The 20,659-nt window shown below is 64.6% G+C and carries 16 protein-coding genes; 7 read left to right on the top strand and 9 right to left on the bottom strand.

Features of this window, described 5'->3' with window-relative positions:
• Positions 1–115 precede the first annotated feature (115 nt).
• Complete coding sequence (locus tag WJS89_RS06625) at positions 116–544, top strand: nucleoside deaminase (protein WP_431993817.1); 429 nt, start codon at positions 116–118, stop codon at positions 542–544.
• Positions 545–608: 64 nt separating this feature from the next.
• On the opposite strand, the gene WJS89_RS06620 is transcribed toward WJS89_RS06625, so the two are convergent.
• Positions 609–1,301: a YiaD family glycine zipper/OmpA-like lipoprotein gene (locus WJS89_RS06620; protein ID WP_346340159.1), complete on the bottom strand. Its 693-nt coding sequence runs from the start codon at positions 1,299–1,301 to the stop codon at positions 609–611.
• 155 nt (positions 1,302–1,456) lie between these two features.
• Between WJS89_RS06620 and WJS89_RS06615 the strand changes: the two genes are divergently transcribed.
• Positions 1,457–2,779: a hemolysin family protein gene (locus tag WJS89_RS06615; RefSeq protein ID WP_346340158.1), complete on the top strand. Its 1,323-nt coding sequence runs from the start codon at positions 1,457–1,459 to the stop codon at positions 2,777–2,779.
• A 2-nt stretch (positions 2,780–2,781) separates the two neighbouring features.
• On the opposite strand, the gene WJS89_RS06610 is transcribed toward WJS89_RS06615, so the two are convergent.
• The 4 genes from WJS89_RS06610 to purD are packed head-to-tail and all read right to left on the bottom strand — an operon-like array spanning position 2,782 to position 6,795.
• Positions 2,782–3,291, bottom strand: coding sequence for a helix-hairpin-helix domain-containing protein (locus WJS89_RS06610; RefSeq protein WP_346340157.1), 510 nt, complete (start codon positions 3,289–3,291; stop codon positions 2,782–2,784).
• Between the two features lie 29 nt (positions 3,292–3,320).
• Entirely contained in the window at positions 3,321–3,755 is a 435-nt protein-coding gene (locus WJS89_RS06605; protein WP_346340156.1) for a hypothetical protein, read from the bottom strand.
• Entirely contained in the window at positions 3,752–5,473 is a 1,722-nt protein-coding gene (locus WJS89_RS06600) for a vWA domain-containing protein (RefSeq protein WP_346340155.1), read from the bottom strand. Before WJS89_RS06600 ends, WJS89_RS06605 begins: the two co-directional genes overlap by 4 nt.
• 53 nt (positions 5,474–5,526) lie before the next feature.
• On the bottom strand, positions 5,527–6,795 hold the full coding sequence (gene purD, locus WJS89_RS06595) for a phosphoribosylamine--glycine ligase (protein WP_346340154.1): 1,269 nt from the start codon (positions 6,793–6,795) through the stop codon (positions 5,527–5,529).
• Between purD and xseA the strand changes: the two genes are divergently transcribed.
• From xseA to WJS89_RS06580, 3 genes are all read left to right on the top strand, one after another.
• Entirely contained in the window at positions 6,794–8,416 is a 1,623-nt protein-coding gene (xseA, locus tag WJS89_RS06590; RefSeq protein WP_346340153.1) for an exodeoxyribonuclease VII large subunit, read from the top strand. The two genes, purD and xseA, sit on opposite strands and share 2 nt — an antisense overlap.
• On the top strand, positions 8,409–8,630 hold the full coding sequence (locus WJS89_RS06585; RefSeq protein ID WP_431993813.1) for a DUF2093 domain-containing protein: 222 nt from the start codon (positions 8,409–8,411) through the stop codon (positions 8,628–8,630). Before xseA ends, WJS89_RS06585 begins: the two co-directional genes overlap by 8 nt.
• A gap of 189 nt (positions 8,631–8,819) precedes the next feature.
• A complete protein-coding gene (locus tag WJS89_RS06580; RefSeq protein WP_346340152.1) occupies positions 8,820–11,987 on the top strand; it encodes a TonB-dependent receptor in 3,168 nt (1,055 codons plus the stop codon).
• A gap of 325 nt (positions 11,988–12,312) precedes the next feature.
• Here WJS89_RS06580 and WJS89_RS06575 read toward each other — a convergent pair whose 3' ends face one another.
• From WJS89_RS06575 to WJS89_RS06560, 4 genes are all read right to left on the bottom strand, one after another.
• Complete coding sequence (locus WJS89_RS06575; protein WP_346340151.1) at positions 12,313–13,764, bottom strand: tetratricopeptide repeat-containing sulfotransferase family protein; 1,452 nt, start codon at positions 13,762–13,764, stop codon at positions 12,313–12,315.
• Positions 13,765–13,775: 11 nt separating this feature from the next.
• A complete protein-coding gene (clpB, locus tag WJS89_RS06570) occupies positions 13,776–16,364 on the bottom strand; it encodes an ATP-dependent chaperone ClpB (RefSeq protein WP_346340150.1) in 2,589 nt (862 codons plus the stop codon).
• Positions 16,365–16,449: 85 nt separating this feature from the next.
• The gene (locus WJS89_RS06565; protein ID WP_346340149.1) at positions 16,450–18,156 is read right to left on the bottom strand and encodes a M20/M25/M40 family metallo-hydrolase; all 1,707 of its coding nucleotides are present in this window, start codon (positions 18,154–18,156) and stop codon (positions 16,450–16,452) included.
• 101 nt (positions 18,157–18,257) lie between these two features.
• Positions 18,258–18,917 (bottom strand): hypothetical protein, encoded by a 660-nt coding sequence (locus WJS89_RS06560; RefSeq protein ID WP_346340148.1) that lies wholly within the window; start codon positions 18,915–18,917, stop codon positions 18,258–18,260.
• A gap of 55 nt (positions 18,918–18,972) precedes the next feature.
• On the opposite strand from WJS89_RS06560, the gene WJS89_RS06555 reads away from it, so the two are divergent.
• Positions 18,973–19,299, top strand: a complete 327-nt coding sequence (locus WJS89_RS06555) for a polyhydroxyalkanoic acid system family protein (RefSeq protein ID WP_346340147.1) — start codon at positions 18,973–18,975, stop codon at positions 19,297–19,299.
• Positions 19,300–19,315: 16 nt separating this feature from the next.
• Positions 19,316–20,620, top strand: a complete 1,305-nt coding sequence (locus tag WJS89_RS06550) for an FAD-dependent oxidoreductase (RefSeq protein ID WP_346340146.1) — start codon at positions 19,316–19,318, stop codon at positions 20,618–20,620.
• Positions 20,621–20,659: the final 39 nt, after the last annotated feature.

Raw genomic sequence — 20,659 nt, 5'->3', positions numbered from 1 at the left:
GATAGCATGGCGGCCCCTGTCCCCGCGCAGCCCTGAAGGCTTTCCCAACGCAATGACAGCCGCGCGATCCGCCGCTAAAGCGCGGGACATGTCTTCCTTTCCTCTCCCACCTCCCATGAAACGGGCCTTGGAACTGGCCGAAGCGGCGGGGGCACAGGGCGACGTGCCCGTTGGCGCAGTAGTGACGGATAAGACCGGCGCGGTCATCGGCGAAGGCGCCAACCACCGGCAATCGAACGATCCGACGGCGCATGCCGAGGTGCTGGCGCTTCGAGCAGCTGGGAGCCGGCGCGGGAGCGCCCGACTGGACGGCTGTAGCTTATGGGTGACGCTCGAGCCTTGTGCGATGTGCGCCGGTGCGATCGCGCTGGCCCGGATCGAGACGATCTGCTTTGGAGCGGAGGACCCCAAGGGTGGGGCGGTCGTCAACGGACCACGGCTGTTCGCGCAGCCGACCTGTCATCATCGTCCGGAAGTGATGGGCGGTCTGGGCGATGCGCAGAGTGCCGCCTTGCTGCGAGCCTTTTTCGCTGCACGCCGATAAAAAAAGCCCCCGATCCCGAGCGAGCGGGACCGGAGGCTTCATCCAATCAGTTGGCTTCGGGGCTTTAGTAACCCGCGGCCTGGACGTCGTTTTGCGTGATGGGGACGACCTTGATTTCCACACGGCGGTTCTGCGCGCGGCCTTCAGCGGTGTCGTTGGACGCGATCGGCTGCGATTCGCCGTAACCCTGCGTCGCGACGCGGGCGCTGTTCACACCGCGGCTCGACAGGTAGCTGGCGACCGCCTGGGCGCGGCGCTCGGACAGCGTCTGGTTGTAGCTGTCGGCACCGGTCGAATCGGTGTGGCCGAGCACGTCGATATAGGTCGAATCGTAAGTCGCCATCGTCTGCGCGAGTTCATCGAGCGTCGCGCGGAAGCCCGGCTGGATCGTGTAGCTGTCGACCGGGAAGGTCACATTCGACGGCATGCGCAGCAGAAGTTCATCGCCCTGACGGATGACGTCGACGCCCGTGCCTTCGGTGGCGCGGCGCATCTCTTCCTGCTGCCTGTCCATATAGGCACCGATGGCACCACCGGCGACCGCACCGACGCCCGCGCCGATGATCTTGGCGGTACGATCGTTACGCCCACCGAGAATATCGCCGAGCAGATAGCCAAGTACACCGCCGGCGCCGGCGCCGACGATGCCTTCAGTGGAATTGACGTTGTCGCCCGTGATGCCGGTCGAGCAGGCGGTGGTCGTACCGAAAGCGGCGACCACGGCGAGAGCGGTCATCTTTTTCTTGAAACTGGTCATTGGGAATATCCCTTCGAGTAATTCACATCGGCGCATCAAACGCGCAGAAGCACGGAAGTTCCGTTCAACGCCCCTGGGTGATCGTTTCGAAACCGCAACTGAACGCATTGACTTGTCGGACCGGCGCAAAACGTCCAAAGGCTCTACATTCCGCCATGGACCTCGACCCCTTTCCTTTTCTCGACCTTCTGTTTCTCGTCGGCCTCGTCATGCTGAACGGCGTGTTGGCGATGAGCGAGCTCGCGATCGTGTCGGCGCGTCCTGCGCGACTTCGCTCGATGGCGGAGAACGGCTCCAAGGGTGCCCAAGGCGCGATCAAGCTGGCGAGCGAGCCGGGACGCTTCCTGTCGACTGTGCAGATCGGGATTACGTTGATCGGCATTCTGGCAGGTGCCTATTCGGGCGCGACCTTCGGCGAGCCTGTCGCGCAGCGGCTGGAACTGTTGGGACTGGGCGCGGAGACGGCAGACACGTTGGGCGTGGGGCTGGTGATCATCGTGACGACCTATCTCAGTCTCGTGGTCGGCGAATTGGTGCCCAAGCAGCTCGCGCTGCGTAACCCCGAGCCGGTGGCGGCCTTTCTCGCGCGGCCGATGCAATTCCTCTCGCGATTGACGGCCCCTCTCGTGTGGCTGCTCGACCAGACGAGCGCGGCGATATTCCGACTGTTCCGAATGAACCGCGAGAACGACCAGGTCGTCACGGCGGAAGAATTGCACATAGTCGTGGCCGAAGCGCAGTCGGCGGGCGTGCTCGAAGAGAGCGAGCGGGCGATTATTTCCTCGGTCGTTCGGCTGGCGGATCGGCCAGTGCGCGAGATCATGACGCCGCGGACCGAAATCGACTGGTTCGAGGTCAGCGCTACCCCCGAGGACATCCGCGCCAAGCTCGCAACGACGCCGCACAGCCGTATTCCGGTGGTACGCGGCTCGGTTGACGATATTGTCGGCGTCGTGTCGGCGCGCGACCTGCTCGATGCGATGCTCGACGGTCGGGGGCTGGACCTCGAAGAGCTGGCGCGGCCGGCCCCGGTCATTCCCGACCTCATGGACGCGATGGACGCGCTCGACGTGCTGCGCGATGCGGACGTGCCGCTGGCGCTCGTCCACGACGAATATGGGCATCTCGACGGGATCGTGACGCCGGGATCGATCCTGACCGCGCTGGCGGGCACGTTCCGCAACGACGAGGACGAACCCGAGCCGGTCAAGAAGCGCGATGCAGGCGGCTGGTTCGTATCGGGCGCCGCCAACGTGGAATCGCTGGCCGACAATCTCGGACTCAGGCTTGAGGATGACCGCGACTATTCTACCGCGGCGGGGCTGGCGTTGGCCGTGCTGCGGCGGTTGCCGACCGAAGGCGAAAAATTCGCCTATCAGGGTTGGATCTTCGAGGTCGTCGACATGGACGGCCACAAGATCGACAAGCTGATCGCGCGGCCGTCCAAGAAGAAGCGTCGCAAGGCGACGGACGCGTAAGCCTAGCCCAGCTTGCCGAACTTGGCTTCGTAACCGTCGGTGTCGCCGCGCGCGAGATAGTCGGCCTGTTCGACCACGCGATCGCGCTCGAGGCGGCCCTTGAAGCTGCCGAGCCTGGCATCGAGCGCGGTGAGCTGTTCGGGAGTGAGCCTGGCGATTTGGTCGTACCGAACGATGCCCAGCCCGTTGAGCGTCTGCGCCAATTTGGGGCCGACGCCCTTCAGGCGCTTGAGATTGTCGGGTTCGCCCGTCGCGCCCGGTAATTCCTCGTGAACCTCGGCCTGCATGAACTGGCCGATTTCGTCCGAGAAGCCGGCAGCGCCCGCATCGACGACGCTATCGCCTTCGTGGCTGCGCGCGTCGGCGATCCCCGACATGTGCGGGCGGGTGGGCGTCTCGTCCTCGCTCAGGCGCACCGACTGCTTCGGGCGGAAGATGAGAAAGGCAGCGATGAGACCGATGACCAGCGCTACGACGAGCACCGGCCAGTAAAGGGTGAGCAGTTCCTGCATGAGCGTGAGTTGTCCCTGTTGGAAAGGCGTTAGAGATTGAAGCGATCGGGCTCGCGCCGCCGGTGGAAGGCGAAGTAGCCGAACAGCAGCCCGACACCGAAGGCGGCGAGACCCGCCAGTTCGACCTCGACGATCATCGGCAACAGCGGCGCGCCCTCAACGTCGTTGCCATCCTGCGAGATCCATTGGACGTCGCCGACCGAATCGAGGCCCGAGAAGATGCGCTTGAGTTCGGGGCGCTGGAAGTCGTCGGCCTCGCCCGCGAGCCAGAGGCGACGGGTCAGCGGGCCGCGCTGCATGAAGGGGGTGATTTCCTCCATCTCGTAATATTCGAGATTGGCGCGGACGAGCTGTTCGGTATCGAGCGTATAGCGCACCGCCGCGCCGCCGACCGGGCCGTGCCAAAGCGCGGCGGACAGGACGACGAGCGCGACCGAGAGGAGGAGGACGATGCGCGATTTCATTGCGCTTGGCTTGGCACGGCTCCCAGTTCGTTCGCAAGGCCTACGAGCATCAGGAATTGCTGGCGGTAGAGATCGGCGCCCGCCGAGGGGCGGGCCAACGCTTCGATCTCGGGATAGGAAAAGCGCGCCAGCATCTCGTCACCGCGCAATTTCTGGCCGAAAGCCGCAACCGCCGCCTGGAAGGCGAAATCGCCTTTCGTCGCGGTCGCGCGGGCGAGGGCAGCGGCGGGGACCACCTCTTCGACCAGAATCGACTCATTCGCTCCCGGAAGCTTGTAGCGAAGCTTCACCATTGCCGCTTCGTCGAGCCGACCGGATGGCGCTTCGCCGTCCTGATAGCGAAGTTCGGGGAGCCAGCCCTTGGTGCCCGCTGGAATGACCTCGTAGAGCGCGGTAACCTGGTGGCCGGCACCGATCTCGCCCGCATCGACCGCGTCATTGTCGAAATCCTCGTCGGCAAGCTTGCGATTCTCGTAGCCGATGAGACGATATTCGCTGATGACCGCAGGATTGAATTCGACCTGGATCTTCACATCCGAGGCGATGGTGAGGAGAGTCGCCGACATTTCGCTGGCCAGCACTTTGCGGGCCTCCGAAGCGCTGTCGATATAGGCGTAATTGCCATTCCCGATATCGGCGAGCTGCTCCATCAGCGCATCGTTGATATTGCCGGTGCCGAAGCCCAGCGTGGTCAGCGAAATCCCCGTTTCGCGCGCACGGGCGATCCGGTCTTTCAGCGCTTCGCGATTCGTGAGACCGACGTTGAAGTCGCCATCGGTGGCGAGGATGACGCGGTTGATACCGCCGTCGATATAGGCGGCCTGTGCGGTGGCATAGGCGAGTTCGAGCCCGGCCGCGCCGGCGGTCGAGCCGCCCGCCCGAAGCCTGCTCAAGGCAGCGAGGATCTCGCCGCGCTGATTGGTCGGTTCGAGGACGAGGCCCGAGGCTCCGGCGTAGACGACGATCGACACCTTGTCGGCGGGATTGAGCCGGTTGGTGAGGGTCTTCATCGCGGTCTTGACGAGCGGAAGCTTGTCGGCGCTGTTCATCGACCCCGAAACGTCGAGCAGGAAGACGAGATTCGCCGGCGGTCGATCGGCGGCGGGCACGTCGTATCCACGGATGCCGATGCGCAGCAGGCGCGACGAGGCATTCCAGGGCGTCCGCGCGAAGTCGGTCGTAACGCTGAACGGGCGGCTCGCGTCTTGCGGCAGCGGATAGTCGTAGCGGAAATAATTGAGGAATTCCTCGGTCCGCACCGCGTCCGATCGCGGCATCTCTCCATCTTCCAGCATCCGGCGCGCGTTGGCGTAGGCCGCCGTGTCGACGTCGATCGAGAAGGTAGACAGCGGCGTCGTGATCGAACGCTGGACGTCCGACACTTCCTCGCCTTCATAGGTTTCCCGATCCTGCGACCGGATGGAGTAGGACGTGGGAGCCTGGACGTAGCGGGTGCTAGCGACAGCGATCGCCTCCGACGCGCTATCCCGCTGGGGCGCTGGGGGTGGCGGGGGAGGCGGCGGTGGCGGCGGTGGCGGCGGAGGGGGAGGCGGGCATTGCTCGCTCGCGAGGATGACCGTGCCGTCAGGGCATTGGGTCGTCGCGACCTCGGGTTGCTCGGGCATCGGTGGCGTTTGCGTCTCGACGCGGCGTTCGCTCGCGCATCCTGCGAGAAGGCTGGCGGTCGCAACTGCGGCGATGAGGTTCCGGATACGCAACGTCGTTTCTCCCGCTGAATGTAATTCTGTTACATCATCGTTCGAACCGGGCGTCAAGTTTCGGTACGGTTCCGTTCCAGTTCGCGCCACCCGATGTCGCCGCGGAAGAAGCCGTCCTCGAAGTCGATCGTATCGACCGCGCGATAGGCGGCTTCACGCGCGGCGGCGATGTCGACGCCGGCGCCGGTGACGCCGAGCACGCGCCCACCGTTGGCGATGATCTCGCCATCCTCGCGGCGCGCGGTGCCTGCATGGAAGACGATCGCTCCCTCTTCCTCCGCCTCCTCGAGGCAGCCGATCCAGCCGCCCTTGGCAGCGCTGCCCGGATAGCCCTTCGCACAATAGACGACGGTCATGACGACGGCCTGCTCGAGCCCCAGCGGATCGGCGGCCGCGAGCCCGCCCTTGGCGACGGCATAGAGCGTCAGCGCCAGATCGCCCGCGATGCGCGGCATGATCGCTTGGCATTCGGGGTCGCCGAAGCGCACGTTATACTCGATGAGCTTGGGGCCCTCGGCAGTGAGCATCAGCCCTGCATAGAGGACGCCACGATAGGGCGTGCCCGCGTCGGCGAGCGCCTTGGCGGTCGGCAGCACGATCTCGTCCATCGCCTGAAGCGCAAGCGCGTCGGTGAGCACGGGCGCGGGGCTGTAGGCGCCCATGCCGCCCGTATTGGGACCGATATCGCCTTCGCCGACCTGCTTGTGATCCTGCGCCGAGGCGAGAAAGCGCGCTTCGGTGCCGTCGACGAGCGCGAACAGGCTGGCTTCCTCGCCGTGGAGGAATTCCTCGATGACGAGCGGCGCGTCGCCGGCCTCGCGCACGGCGGCCTCGGCTTCCTCATGCGTGAAGGCGACCGTGACGCCCTTTCCCGCGGCGAGCCCGTCGGCCTTGACGACGACGGGGAGGCCGAAATCTCCGAGCGCGGCAAGGCCTCGGTCGACGCCTTGCGTTTCCACATAACGCGCGGTGGGGACGCCGGCCTGGTCGCACAGGCGCTTGGTGAAGCCCTTGGAGCCTTCCAGTTTCGCCGGGGCCTTGTCGGGGCCGAAGCAGGCAATGCCCGCAGCGTTGAGCATGTCGGCGAGACCGGCGACCAGCGGGGCTTCGGGGCCGACGACGACAAGGTCGCTGCCGAGGTCCTTCGCCAGCGCCAGTGTTGCGTCGAGGTCGGCGAGATCGAGGTCGTGCATCGCGTCCGCCCAGCGTTCCATGCCGGGGTTGCCGGGCGCGACATCGAGCCGTTCGCAGCTTGGACATTGCGAAAGCCGCCACGCCAGCGCATCCTCGCGTCCGCCCGAGCCCAACAACAGGATTTTCATGACCGACCCCTCCTCGACTTCTTCCAGCCTGTTAGCGAGCGTGGCGCAGGGCGACAATGCGCCCGCGCAAAGCGTCAGCGAATTGTCGGGCGCGCTGAAGCGAACCGTCGAGGACCGCTTCGGCAATGTGCGGGTGCGCGGCGAGATTTCAGGCTGGAAGCGCGCAGCCTCGGGGCACTGCTATTTCACGCTGAAGGACGACAAGGCCTGCATCGACAGCGTGCTGTGGAAGGGCAGCGCGGCGCGCCTTGCCTTTGCGCCCGAAGACGGCGTCGAAGTGATCGCCGCGGGCAAGCTCACCACCTATCCCGGGCGCAGCAAATATCAGGTCGTCGTCGAAACGCTCGAACTGGCGGGCGAGGGCGCGCTGATGGCGCTGCTCGACAAGCGCAGGAAAGCGCTGGCGGCCGAGGGCCTGTTCGCGCCAGAGCGCAAGCGGGCGTTACCCTATCTGCCGCGCGTCATCGGCGTGGTGACGAGCCCGACCGGCGCGGTCATCCGCGACATCCTGCACCGCCTCGAGGATCGCTGCCCGACCCATGTGATCGTCTGGCCCGTGCAAGTGCAGGGCGAGCGGGCGGCGGCGCAGGCGGCCGAGGCGATCCGCGGGTTCGACGCATTGGCGCCCGGGGGGCCCGTCCCGCGACCCGATCTGTTGATCGTCGCGCGTGGGGGCGGCTCGATCGAGGACCTGTGGGGCTTCAACGAGGAAGTGGCGGTGCGCGCGGCGGCGGACTGCTCGATCCCGCTCATCAGTGCCGTCGGGCACGAGACCGACACGACGCTGATCGACCATGCTGCCGACCGGCGCGCGCCTACGCCCACTGCGGCGGCCGAGATGGCGGTGCCGGTGCTTGCCGATCTACGGCGCTACGTCGGGGACCTTGCGATGCGGACCGCGGACAGGTTGCACGAGCGGCTGCGCGACCGCGACGATCGGTTGCGCCTGCTGGGCGAGCGGCTTCCCGCACCCGCGCGGCTGCTTGAAACGGTCGAACGGCGGGTCGCGGACGCCGGTCGCGGCCTGCCGCGCGGCCTGACGCTGCGTGTCGGTGAGGCCGGTGCGCGGCTGGGTGCCATCGAGGGCAGGCTGACCGCGCGACTGCTCGAACAGCCGGCCTCGGTGATGGCCGAGCGTCTCGATCGTGCGGCCCGCGCCTCGGTCCGTGCCCTCCAACAGCGTAGTGCGCTCGAGGAAAATCGCCTCGTCGAGCGATCCGCTCGCGCACGCAGGGGCCTTGGCCAGCGCGTCGACATCGCGAGAGAGCGTTACCGCCCGCTCGGATTACGGCTGGATGTCCGGATGCTGGATCGGAAACTGGCGGAACACCAACAGGCTTTCGAGGCGGCTTGGGCGCGCGCCCTCATGGCGCATCCCGACAAGCCGCTCGAACGCGGCTATGCCCGCGTGACCGGCGCTCTGGGCGACACCGTGCCAAGCGCACGGCAGGCGCGGAGCGAGCCCCGACTGACCCTCCACTTCGTCGACGGAAGCCTCGACGTCGCGCCCGGCGGATCCGCCGGTCGCGGCCGTGTTGCCAGAAAGCCCGCCTCTGCCTATTCGGGCAATCGCCAGGGCGACCTCTTCGGGTCGAAGGGCGACGACGAGGAGAATGGGTGAGATGTTGATGGGTGGCGGAGGGCGCGAAGCCCGAATCCAGTACGGCGACGGGACGTTTCGGCTGATTGCCCATGGCGATCATGTCCGCTGCGCGGTCACCGGAACGGCCATTCCCCTAGCCGAGCTCAAATACTGGTCGGTCGAGCGCCAGGAAGCCTATGTCGATGCGGCCGCCAGTCTTTCGGCGGAAAAGCGCGCCGGAGGGCTTTCCTGAGGCCGTTTCGCGTCTGTGACACTTGCGACACAGTGTGATCGCAAACGACGCGCGTCGCCCATGTGACACTTTACAGACATGGGTCTCCCCCTCTTAAAGCCGGGGTCTACGTGGGTGCGCGCGAGTGTGCTTGCGGGGGAATTTGGGGACCAAGTTTTCTAAAAGCTTTCATAACGGAGAATTTTTCACATGAAGAAAGCAACTTTGCGCGCAGCGGCTTCGGCCTTTGCGATTGTCGGAGCCGCTGCAGGGACCGCCTTTATCGGCGCCGCACCGGCGATTGCACAGGATCTCACCAGTGCCCAGCTCTCGGGCCAGGTTACCGATGACAATGGCAATGCCGTTTCGGGTGCCGAAGTCATGCTCGTTTCCGAATCCACCGGCCAGCGTCGCTCGACCACGACCGGTTCGAGCGGCAACTATCGCTTCGGTTCGGTCGCTCCGGGGACCTACAACCTCATCGTGATGCGCGATGGTGCCGAAGTGTACCGCGCTGAAGATTTCCGCCTTCTGGGTTCGCAGAATGCCGAAGGTAATGTCGTTCTTTCGAGCGACGAAGGAATCGTCATCGTCGGCCAGAACCTCTTCATCAACGACTTCGAAGGCACGACCATCGGCCTCAACGTTGACGTGGAAGAGCTGACCAAGCGCGTTCCGCTTCCCCGCGACCTTACATCGGTCGTGCTGCTCGCTCCGGGCACCACGCAGGGCGACAGCGCGTTCGGCAACCTCGCCTCGATCGGCGGTTCGTCGGTGGCGGAGAACGCCTATTACGTGAACGGCCTCAACATCACCAACTTCGACAACTATCTCGGTTCGGCCCGCGTGCCGTTCGACTTCTACCGCTCGGTGGAAGCGAAGACCGGGGGCTATCCGGCCGAGTTCGGTCGTGCGACGGGTGGTATCGTCAACGCCGTCACCAAGTCGGGTTCGAACGAATTCTTCGGTGCGGTTCACCTCGACTGGTCGCCGGACTTCCTCCGTTCGACCGCGAAGGATTTCCAGACCTGCCAGTATAACGACGTCAACGGCGACGGCGCGGATCCCACCGATCCGATCAGCTGCCAGTTCTCGTCGAACCAGGCGGCCGATGAAGCGGACAGCTACTCGGCAGTTATCGAAGCCGGCCTTCCGATCATCCGCGATCGCCTTTTCGTCTACGGCCTCCTCGAGCTTCGCGAGAGCGACAGCTTCAACGTCAGCCGCACGACGGGTCTCGCCACGCGCAACCTGCAGGACGATCCGTTCTACGGCATCAAGGTCGATGCCTATCCGATCGACAGCCAGCACCTCGAATTCACGCTGTTCGACACGCGTCGTCAGACGGAAATCCAGACCGCTGACTACACCGAGGTTGGCAACGAGTATAACGTCGGTACCTTTGCCGATACCGGCCTCGCGAACTTCGGCGGCGTTTCCTACGTCGGTAAGTATACCGGCAACTTCACCAACTGGCTGACCGTTTCTGCGGCCTACGGTAAGATGGAAGATCGCTTCGACAACGTCGCGCTCGGTTCGGCGGCGCAGCTGCCTTACACGGTGAACTTCTCGGGTACGACGGTCGACGGCACGCCCAACGGCGCGTTCCTGAACGGACAGACGACGCTCAGCGTTTCGCCGACCTATGAGACCGAGCGCGAGTTCTACCGCGGTGACGTCGATCTGTATGTCGACGTTCTCGGCGAGCATCACATCCGTGGTGGTTTCGAGGTCGAAGAAACCGCGCTTGCGCGTGGTACCGTCCGCAGCGGCGCGCCCTTCCTGAACGGTAACGGCCTGATTTCCGACGCGGCGTTCGACGCCAACGCGGGTAGCGCGGGTTATGCCATCATTCTTCGTCCGTCCATCGGCGGCCGCGGCGTGGCGGAGCTCAACTACTTCAACTCGGGTGGTGTGTTCGAAGGTCGTAACCTGGCCTTCTACATCCAGGACGAATGGCGCCCGACCGAGCGTCTGACCCTCAACCTCGGCCTGCGTCGCGACGACTTCAAGCTGTTCAATGCGCAGGGTGACAACTTCCTCAGCCTCGAGGACAATTACGCACCGCGTCTCGGCTTCACCTACGACCTGTGGGATGACGAGCAGGGCAAGCTGTACGGCTTCTTCGGTCAGTACTTCCTGCCGGTCGCGTCGAACACCGCCTTCCGTGGTGCCGGTGCCGAATACTACATTCGCGAGCGTTTCTTCTACGATACGTTCGACAATAACGGCATCCCGAACTTCCAGGAGCAGCTGACGGCTGCGGACAACGCTTCGTACGACGATGCCTGCCCGTTCGGTCTGACGCCCTTCTCCTCGGGTTCGAACTGTAACGTGACGGGTGACGGCTCGGTGCCGTCGAGCGAAGAGTTCTTCGCGTCGAACCTCGAGGCGACCAAGCAGTCCGAATATATCGTCGGTTACGAGCATGACTTCGGTGGGTTCACCGCCGGTCTCGCTTACATCCACCGCAACCTCGACCGCACCGCGGAAGATGCTGCGATCGATGCCGCGGCGAACCGCTACTGCGAGAGCCTTGGCTTCTCGGCTGCGGAATGCTCGAGCGTCTGGACGGGTTACCACCAGTACGTGACGTTCAACATCGGTTCGGAAGCGACCTTCCGCCTGCTCGGCGATGAGCTTTGCGACGACGATCCGCGCCTGTGCGACGTCGTGACCTTCAGCGCCGACGAGCTTGGTCTCCCGGCGGCTGAGCGTACCTATGACGCGCTCGAGTTCACCTTCAACCGTCCGTGGGATGGTGTGTGGAGCCTTCGCGGCAGCTACACCCTGTCGCGCAGCTACGGTAACTCGGAAGGTTATGTGCAGTCGGACTTCGGTCAGGACGATGCCGGCATCACGCAGGACTTCGACCAGCCGGGCTTCACCGACTACGCAACTGGCCGTCTGCCGAACGATCGTACCCACCGCATCAAGCTCTTCGGCGCCTTCTCGCCGCTGGAAGGCCTGGTGTTCGGTTCGAACCTCTCGATCGACAGCCCGCGTCCGCTGAGCTGCTTCGGCTTCCACCCGACCGACGTGTTCGCGAACGGTTACGGTGCGGCGTCGCACTACTGCAACCTGCAGCCCGCTCCGCGTGGCGAAGGTTCGGAAACCGATTGGGTTGCGACGGTCGATCTCTCGACGCGTTACAACATCGACTTCGGTCAGGACCGCCTGGTGTCGTTCACGGTCGACGTGTTCAACATCTTCAACACGCAGGCTGTGACGCAGCGTAACGAGTTCGGCGATCAGTCCGAGTTGACCTTCAACGCGGCTGGCGCTCCGACCTCGGTCCTGGCGAACCCGAACTACGACCTGCCTTCGGGCTATCAGGCTCCGCGTTCGCTCCGTCTGGGTCTTGACATCGAGTTCTAAGTCGCTCGGGTCGAACCGACAAAGAAAGAGAGGCGGGCCTGACGGCTCGCCTCTTTTTTTGCGCACGTCGCAGACAGCCGACAGAAGCGTCCGAGAGCTGACGCACCGCGGGCATCCTTATTCCTATGAAGAAATGGAATGGCCCGACGCTGTTCAAGGTGGCTGGTCTGGTGAAGACACGCACTTAAAACGAGATCACCATGCCAGCAAAGCTCGAGTGGGGGTGCGTGCCAAACCGCCGGCGGTCGATGACGCCAGGCGGATGCTTGAGCATTGCCTTGAACCAACCGGTGCGCGCGCGGTCGCACCCGACGGCGAGACCGGTTCAGCCGTCGTATACGGCGTCGAACGCTTCCAGATAGGCGTCAATGTCGCTCGATTGTCGGACAGCGCGCTCGTGGATCGGAGCGCGGACCTGCGAAACGCTCGCGGTCCGAACGGATCGCTCGGTTCGATGCGGGTGCAACATCGCATCCTCGAACCCCAGGCCGTAGAAAGCGGCAAGGTCGCGGATGTGCGTCTCTGGTTGTTTGACGAGCTCCTCGTACTGGAGGGTGCGGATCCGATCCGGAAAAAGCGCCGTCCAATGTTCGTGCAGCCGGTCCTGCATCCGGTAGAAATGCCCGATGTCGCCAAGGTCCCACGAGAAGGGCAAGGCTCCGGTGAAATAGTTGCGATACGTCGACCAGGCCGCGTCGCGTGGATTGCGCTTCATCCAGACCATGCGTGCGTCGGGCAGCATGTGGAGGAGCAAACCTGTATTATTCGACTGTAGCAGCGTCTTGTCGACGATCAGGCCGTCCGCGCCGAACCGTTGCTCGAGTAACTGTTCGTACTTGGCTGCGAGCGTACCCCACGGGTCACTGGATCCTGCCCTCTGCTCATAGGATCTGGCCAGATCGATCCGCGGACCACCTAACGGGAGCAATGCGGCATCGATAAGGCTGATTTCCCCGCCATCTTCGACCGCGGAATGCGAAGTCAGGATCTGTTCGACCAGCGTGGACCCGGAGCGGGGGACGCCATTGACGAACAGGGCTCGCGAGCCTTCGTATCGGGATGGCATCAGTGAGGAGAGCGCCGCCGCGTCGAAATCGCTGATGATCGTGTCGACTTGCCGTTCGATCGCAGCCCTATCGTAGGTTTCGCTGCGACGGCGGATCGACGCGCCCGCCCGATAATGCTTCATCGCGCGGTCGACCTCGCCGCTGTCGAGATAGGCTTTTCCGAGGGCATAGCGATATCGGGCCGCAGCATCGTCCGGAAGATCCCTGGCCGCAGCGAGATCCTTTTCCATCGCCGAGATGTCGGGGTCATCCGGGCCAAAAGACTTGATCATGGAGAGCGCGAACCAACTGGTGGGCGCGAACCCCGGAGCTGCAATTGCAGCACGAAAATGCTCTTCGGCCGCTCGATTGTCGCCGCGTCCCGCGGCGATCGTTCCCAGCAGGTGCTGGATACTTGCCTGGTTTCGCGTTGCCGGGCTCAGATGCTTCGCTTCGCGCTCGACCTCGTCTTCGCGCCCAAGTGTTGCGAGCATGTCCCAGTAAAACAAGATGCGCTGCAGGGTTTGGGGCTGGGTCGCGGCAAAGCGGCGCGCTGCCTCGATGGCGAGCCGTGTCTCGCCGATCTTGCGAGCGACCATGGCGACGCTTCGCCAACGGTCGCCGGTTTCGGGCCCCTCACGAAGTTCCTGTGCAAAAAGCGCCAGAGCAGAATCGCGATCGCCGGCTTGCAGCGCGTCGATCGCCTGCACCAAGAGAGGTTTTTCGTTCATGACGCTCGGCCTTAGGCCGCTTCACCGCTGTTGCCAAATGTCAGCTGCCCATCGCCCTCGTCGACCGTCACCGTCATGCCGTCGCGGATGCGACCGGCGAGGATTTCATCGGCGAGCGGATCCTGCACATACTTCTGGACGGCGCGTTTCAGGGGCCGCGCGCCGTACACCGGATCGTAGCCGACCCGTCCCAGCCACGCGAGCGCGGCATCGGTCAGTTCGATGCGGATCTTCTTGTCATCGAGCAGTTTCTGCAGACGCTTGAGCTGGATCTCGACGATCGGCGCCATATGGCTCTGGCTCAGGCGATGGAACAGGATGATCTCGTCGAGACGGTTCAGGAATTCGGGACGAAAGTGACCGCGGACGACTTCCATCACCTGATCCTCGACGACCTTGGGATCGGCATTTTCATCCTGTTGCGCGAGATACTGGCTGCCGAGGTTGGACGTGAGGATGATGATCGTGTTGGTGAAGTCCACGGTGCGGCCTTGCCCGTCCGTGAGCCGCCCGTCGTCGAGGACCTGCAACAGCAGGTTGAAAACGTCGGCATGCGCTTTCTCGACCTCGTCGAACAGCACGACCTGGTAAGGACGGCGGCGCACGGCTTCGGTGAGTTTGCCACCTTCCTCGTAGCCGACGTAGCCCGGAGGGGCGCCGACGAGGCGGGCGACCGAATGCTTCTCCATGAACTCGCTCATGTCGATGCGAACCATCGCTTGGGCGTCGTCGAAGAGGAATTCGGCTAGCGCCTTGGTGAGCTCGGTCTTGCCGACGCCCGTCGGGCCGAGAAACAGGAAGCTGCCCAGCGGGCGGCCCGGATCCTGGAGACCGGCACGGCTGCGGCGTACGGCCTTCGAGACGGCGACCACGGCTTCCTTCTGGCCGATGACGCGCTTTCCGAGCAGCTCTTCCATCTGCATGAGCTTCTCGCGCTCGCCCTCCATCATTTTTTCGATGGGGACGCCGGTCCAACGGGAGACGACCGATGCGATATCCTCGTCGGTCACCTCCTCGCGAAGCATCGCGCCTTCGGTCGCCTTGCCCGCTTCCTCGAGCTTCTTTTCGAGCTCGGGAATCCGGCCGTACTGAAGCTCGCCCGCCTTGGCGAGGTCACCCGAGCGCTGTGCCTGTTCGAGCTCGATCCGCGCGGCATCCAGATCGGCCTTGAGGTCGCCCTCGGCGTCGATCTTCTCTTTCTCCGCCTGCCAGCGCTGGGTCAGTTCGGCGGACTGCTCCTCAAGGTCGCCGAGCTCCTTGCTCAGCCGCTCGAGGCGCTCTTTCGAGCCGGCATCGCTTTCCTTCGACAGCGCCTCGCGTTCGATCTTCAACTGGATGATGCGCCGATCGAGGGCCTCGATCTCCTCGGGCTTGCTCTCGACTTCCATGCGGATGCGGCTTGCGGCCTCGTCCATGAGGTCGATCGCCTTGTCGGGCAGGAAGCGGTCGGTGATGTAGCGATTGGAGAGCGTGGCGGCAGCGACCAGGGCGGCATCGGTGATGCGCACGCCGTGATGAAGCTCGTACTTCTCCTTGAGGCCGCGCAGGATCGAGATCGTGTCGGGGACCGTCGGTTCCTCGATCATGACGGGCTGGAAGCGCCGTTCGAGCGCGGCGTCCTTTTCAACATAGGTGCGATATTCATCGAGCGTGGTGGCGCCGATGACGTGCAGTTCGCCGCGCGACAGGGCGGGCTTGAGAAGGTTGCCTGCATCCATCGCGCCGTCGGTTTTCCCCGCGCCGACGAGCTGATGCATCTCGTCGATGAAGAGGATGATCTGTCCGTCGGACTGCTTCACTTCGTCGATGACGCCTTTGAGGCGCTCCTCGAACTCGCCGCGATATTTGGCGCCCGCGATGAGCGAGCCCATGTCGAGACTGACGAGCGTGCGGTCCTTGAGGCCCTCGGGCACGTCACCGTTGGCGATACGAAGGGCGAGCCCTTCCGCGATGGCCGTTTTCCCGACGCCGGGTTCGCCGATAAGGACGGGATTGTTCTTCGTGCGGCGCGCCAGCACCTGCACGGTGCGGCGGATTTCCTCGTCGCGCCCGATCACGGGATCGAGCTTGCCGGCGCGTGCCTTTTCGGTGAGGTCGACGGCATATTTCTTGAGCGCGTCGTAGCGATCCTCGGCATTCTGCGTATCGGCGGTCCGTCCGCCGCGGAGGTCCTCAATCGCGGCATTGATCTTCTGCGGCGTGACGCCGGCCTGCTTGAGCGCCTCGCCGACATCATCCTTGCCCATCGCGGCGGCGAGCAGGATCCGCTCGACGGTAACATAGCTGTCGCCGGCTTTCTCCGCGATTTCCTGCGCGCGGTCCAACAGCCGCATGGTATTGCCGTCCACGCCGGGTGCCTGGCTTGCGCCGCCACCGGTGACGCTCGGCTGCTTGGCGACGAGGGTATCGACGTTGGAACGGGCGGCCTTGGCATCGCCCCCGGCCTTCGCGATGAGTCCGGCGGCCATGCCCTGCTCGTCGTCGAGCAGCGCTTTCACGAAATGCGCGGGCGTGATGCGCTGATGATTTTCGCGCACGGCGATGGTCTGCGCCGCCTGCAGGAAGCCGCGCGCACGTTCGGTCAGTTTTTCAAGGTCCATGAAAGCCCCTCGTGTCTCCAAGTTTCACACCGAATGTGGTGTGTTGTTCGAGCAACACAAGGGGCTTGCGGACGAGGCCCGATTTTTAGCGCGTGGCCTTCGGAGCCTGCGGCGCGAAGCGGGTACCGAAATAGCTGTCCGCATACCAGCGGGGGCGCTCGTCGGTATCGGCGATGGTTCGCGCGATGCGATAATTGACGAGCGAGAATTTCGCGCCCGCGTTCCAGTCGATCGGGAGCGAAAGATCGTCGCTCGGGCGGTGGTAATGGTTCTCGAGGAAATCCTCGACCACGCCTTCCGCCGAAGGAACAGCGGCCGGATCGAGATAGACCGAAGGGACGCCCGCCTTCACGAAGGCATAATGGTCCGAACGGATGAAGAAATTCTCCTCGGGCATCGGATCCTCGATGCGGCTGACACCGAGGCTGGAGATGGCGTCCTCGACCGCCGCGCCCATGGTCGAATGCTGCGCGCCGAATGCGACCACGCGGTCGAAGTCCGACAGGATCACGGGCATATCGAGATTGACGAGGCCGACGATCTCGCGACCGCCGAGCATTGCGGGGTTCCGGGCGAGCCATTCGGCCCCCATGAGCCCTTTTTCCTCGGCCGTGAGCGCGACGAACATCACGGTGCGGCGCGGCGCCTTGCCGCTGGCGCGGAAGGCTTCGGCAGCTTCGAGCAGCGAGGCGATTCCCGCGGCATTGTCGAGCGCGCCATTGTAGATGACGTCGTCATCGCCCTCGGTTTTCGACGGGAACTGGCCGCCGCCGCCGCCGTGGTCGTCGCGCATCCCGACATGGTCGAGATGGGCGGTCAGCATCACGACCTCGTTTTTGAGAACGGGATCGCTGCCCTCGATCATGCCGATCACGTTGGCGCTGCTGAATGCCGGCTCGCTGACGATCGTCCGTTCCATGCCGATCGATTTGCCAAGATCGAAAGCGGCCACCCGTTCGCCCTTGTTGATGCGATCGCGCACGCTCTGCCAGCGGAGCGACGCCTTGTCGAAGAGCATCGGAGCGGACTGGTCACGCACGATGCCCGCGATCCGCATGCCGTGGGTTTCGGTCAGCGCGCTCCCATCCGGATTGAGCGTCACCAGCGAGGGACGGTAGGTCGTCTGGGTGAATTCCGTCCACGGAAAACGCGCGAACACCGCTTCGGGAAGGATGTTGATGATTCCGACCGCGCCCTGCTCGACCGCCATTTCCGCAACCGAACCGCCCATCACCGAGGCGACTTCGGACGGAAGACCATCGAAGGCATCGGCCGAAGGAGAGCCGTACAGCACCACGACCTTTCCGCGCGCATCCACGCCGGCATAGTCGTCGATCCCATATTGGGGGGCGTGAATGCCCGAACCGACGAATACCATCGGCGCCGGTTCGGCGCGGGTGCCCGAGTGACCTTCGAGCCGGCCGACGATGACGCCGTCGCCCTGTGCCACCCGCTTGCCGTCGAGCAGGAAAGCGGGCGCGGGGTCTTTCGCTACCGTGTAGTTGGCAAAGGAAATGTCCTGCATATAGTCGCCGTCGATATCGCCGGGTGCGAGCCCGAGGCTGCTCATCTGCGTGGCGACATAGTTGGCGGCGATGTCGAAGCCGCGCGTTCCCGCTTCGCGGCCCTCGAGCGCGTCGTCGGCGAGGAACTCCACATGCGCGCGGAAGCGATCGGCCGAACTGCCGGACGAGGCCGCCGGCGCAGATTGGGCGACGGGCGCGACGGGAGCGGTTGCGCAGGCTGCAAGCGGAAGCAGCAGGCTGGCGAGGAGCAGGGGTTTCTTCATCATCGGCGACACTTTCGGACGGCTGTTCACGCCGTCGCTTTTAGACGCGCATCGCGCGATGCAAAGTCGAACCTTCCCCCGTTCATCGAAAAGGCCCCTGCAGCCTATTCCTGCTCGTGACGTGCCGCGGCGCGGCGGGCGAGCGCGATGCGGCACTGGTCGCCGCCCTCGGCGGCGTCGACCCCCCAGATACGGTATTTCCAACTGTCGACGTGAAAGCGGATCCCCGAATAGAAGCCGAAGCCCGCATCGTACTGACCGCCGTAGCGCGCATGCATGGTGCAAAGGCGATTCATGAGATCGCCGCGCTGGAGCGGATAGCGAGGCACCATGTCGAGCGCGCTGTTGCTACGATGCACCGAGCGCGCAGAGCCGTCAGCGCAGCTGTTGAGGTAGGGGTTGCGATAGGCCGACAGCACTTCGATTTCGCCCACCGCTGGTTTGACGGCCTCGCGCGTGTAGCGCAGCGTGTCGACGATGCCCGGCCACAATGCGGCAGGGGGAATCTCGAAGGCGGGCTGGCCGCACTTGTTCCAGTCGCTGGCGGTGCGGGTCAGCTGCCAGGCCGGTACGACGTCGGCGACGCCCGACTCGCGCAGGTAGCCGGCATAGGCATCGAAGCGGGCCCGATTGGTCGGATCGGCGGCGATCCAGGCGCGGAAACCCGGCTCGTCCTGTCCCGGCTCGATATAGTCGGCCGCCGTGTCGGGCAGCAGCGGCTGGAGTGCGAGCACGGAGAAGAGGAGCGCGGTGAACAGGTGCATGGGCTTTCGACGTATGAGACTTGCAAAGGGTCCAAAGCGCGTCCAGCCTTGAGGCATGATGAACCAGGACATGGACGTCGATATCCCGCACCAGTTGGGGCGCGAGGAGGCCAAGCGGCGGATCGCCGGGAACACCCACAAGCTTGCCGACAAGATTCCGGGAGGCGTCGCGGAAGTGCACGAGGCGTGGGACGGGGACGTGCTGACCCTGACCGTCGGCGCGATGGGGCAGCAGGTGATCGCCACGATCACGGTGATGGACGCGCTGGTGCGCTGCCACATGGAGTTGCCGCCGATGCTGGCGATGTTCAAGGGCGCGATCGAGAATGCGTTCCGCAAGCATGGTGACGAACTGCTGCTGGAGGACCGGTCCAAGGGTTGACGGGAGGCTGAGGCCAATGCGCCATTTCGCGATTGTCGGATCGGGGCCTGCAGGCTTCTACACTGCCGAAGCGCTGTCGAAAGCCTATGGCGATGCAGCGCGGATCGACATCATCGATCGGCTGCCCGTGCCCTACGGCCTCATCCGCTTCGGCGTTGCGCCCGACCATCAGTCGATCAAGAAGGTGTCGCTTCGCTACGACAAGGTCGCCGACGCGGACAATGTGCGCTTCATCGGCAACGTGTCGATCGGCGATGGCGTTTCGGTGTCCGAATTGCGCGAACTCTACGATGCGGTGGTGATGGCGACGGGGGCACCTAACGACCGGACTTTGGGTATTGCGGGGGAAGAATTGGAGGGCGTCGTCGGCTCGGCGGCGTTCGTCGGCTGGTATAACGGTCACCCCGATCATGCCGATCTCGATCCGCCGTTGGATGGAAGCGACGTGGTCATCGTCGGCAACGGCAACGTCGCGCTCGACGTGGCGCGGATCCTCGCGAAGACGCCCGAGGAACTGGGCGCGTCCGATATCGTGCGCCATGCTTTCGACGCGCTGGCGGGAAGTGGGGTCGGGCGAATTACCATCCTCGGGCGGCGCGGACCGCACCAGATCGCGATGACGCCCAAGGAATTGTCCGAACTCGGACAGTTAGCCCGGGCGCGGCCGGTCGTGGACGCCGATGACCTGCCTACCCTCGCCGAAGAGGAGGCGCTCGAGGATCGCGGGCTGGCGAAGTCTGCGGGCCTCATCCGCGGCTATGCGGCGCTGGAGAGCGAGAAGGAGATCGAGATCGTCTTCGACTTCTTCGCGCGGCCGGTGCGGATCGAAGGCGAGGGTCACGTCGAGCGGGTTATCGTCGAGCGGACGGCGCTCGATGCCGAGGGTCGCGCGCGCGGCACTGGGGAGGAATATGCGGTCCCCGCCAGCCTCGTCGTGACCTGTATCGGCTATGCCAGCCCGCCGATCGCCGGGGTGGCCTACGATTCCGGCGGCGGGCGCTTCGCCAACGACGGTGGGCAGATCGAGGACGGCCTCTACGCCGTCGGCTGGGCGCGGCGCGGGCCGACGGGAACGATCGGCACCAATCGTCCCGACGGCTACGAAGTGGCGGCCACCATCGAGGAGGCAATGCCTCCGGGCAGCGATGGCGGGCGGAAAGGCGGTGCGGGTCTCGACGATCTGTTTGAGGCGCGCGACGTCCATGCGACCTGCTTTTCGGATTGGCGTGCGATCGAGCAGGCCGAAGTGGCCGCCGCCCGCGAAGGCTCTCCGCGCGAGAAATTCGTCTCGATCCGCGACATGCTCAAAGTGCTCGGCTGAACCCTCCGACGCCGCTTTCTTCGCTTGCATCCGACACGG

Origin of the sequence: Sphingomicrobium aquimarinum (assembly GCF_039655735.1) — a bacterium.
Lineage (GTDB): Bacteria > Pseudomonadota > Alphaproteobacteria > Sphingomonadales > Sphingomonadaceae > Sphingomicrobium > Sphingomicrobium aquimarinum.
Note: the sequence above shows the minus strand (reverse complement) of the source record. Positions and strands in the feature narration are given on the sequence as shown.

Bases quoted from the DNA above. Each gene is read 5' to 3' on its own strand.
- xseA (WP_346340153.1), top strand. From the start codon at position 6,794: ATGACCGACCCCTCCTCGACTTCTTCCAGCCTGTTAGCGAGCGTGGCG.
- WJS89_RS06555 (WP_346340147.1), top strand. From the start codon at position 18,973: ATGATGAACCAGGACATGGACGTCGATATCCCGCACCAGTTGGGGCGC.
- WJS89_RS06550 (WP_346340146.1), top strand. From the start codon at position 19,316: ATGCGCCATTTCGCGATTGTCGGATCGGGGCCTGCAGGCTTCTACACT.
- WJS89_RS06620 (WP_346340159.1), bottom strand. From the start codon at position 1,301: ATGACCAGTTTCAAGAAAAAGATGACCGCTCTCGCCGTGGTCGCCGCT.
- clpB (WP_346340150.1), bottom strand. From the start codon at position 16,364: ATGGACCTTGAAAAACTGACCGAACGTGCGCGCGGCTTCCTGCAGGCG.
- WJS89_RS06585 (WP_431993813.1), top strand. From the start codon at position 8,409: ATGGGTGAGATGTTGATGGGTGGCGGAGGGCGCGAAGCCCGAATCCAG.
- WJS89_RS06565 (WP_346340149.1), bottom strand. From the start codon at position 18,156: ATGATGAAGAAACCCCTGCTCCTCGCCAGCCTGCTGCTTCCGCTTGCA.
- WJS89_RS06560 (WP_346340148.1), bottom strand. From the start codon at position 18,917: ATGCACCTGTTCACCGCGCTCCTCTTCTCCGTGCTCGCACTCCAGCCG.
- WJS89_RS06575 (WP_346340151.1), bottom strand. From the start codon at position 13,764: ATGAACGAAAAACCTCTCTTGGTGCAGGCGATCGACGCGCTGCAAGCC.
- purD (WP_346340154.1), bottom strand. From the start codon at position 6,795: ATGAAAATCCTGTTGTTGGGCTCGGGCGGACGCGAGGATGCGCTGGCG.
- WJS89_RS06580 (WP_346340152.1), top strand. From the start codon at position 8,820: ATGAAGAAAGCAACTTTGCGCGCAGCGGCTTCGGCCTTTGCGATTGTC.
- WJS89_RS06605 (WP_346340156.1), bottom strand. From the start codon at position 3,755: ATGAAATCGCGCATCGTCCTCCTCCTCTCGGTCGCGCTCGTCGTCCTG.
- WJS89_RS06610 (WP_346340157.1), bottom strand. From the start codon at position 3,291: ATGCAGGAACTGCTCACCCTTTACTGGCCGGTGCTCGTCGTAGCGCTG.
- WJS89_RS06625 (WP_431993817.1), top strand. From the start codon at position 116: ATGAAACGGGCCTTGGAACTGGCCGAAGCGGCGGGGGCACAGGGCGAC.
- WJS89_RS06615 (WP_346340158.1), top strand. From the start codon at position 1,457: ATGGACCTCGACCCCTTTCCTTTTCTCGACCTTCTGTTTCTCGTCGGC.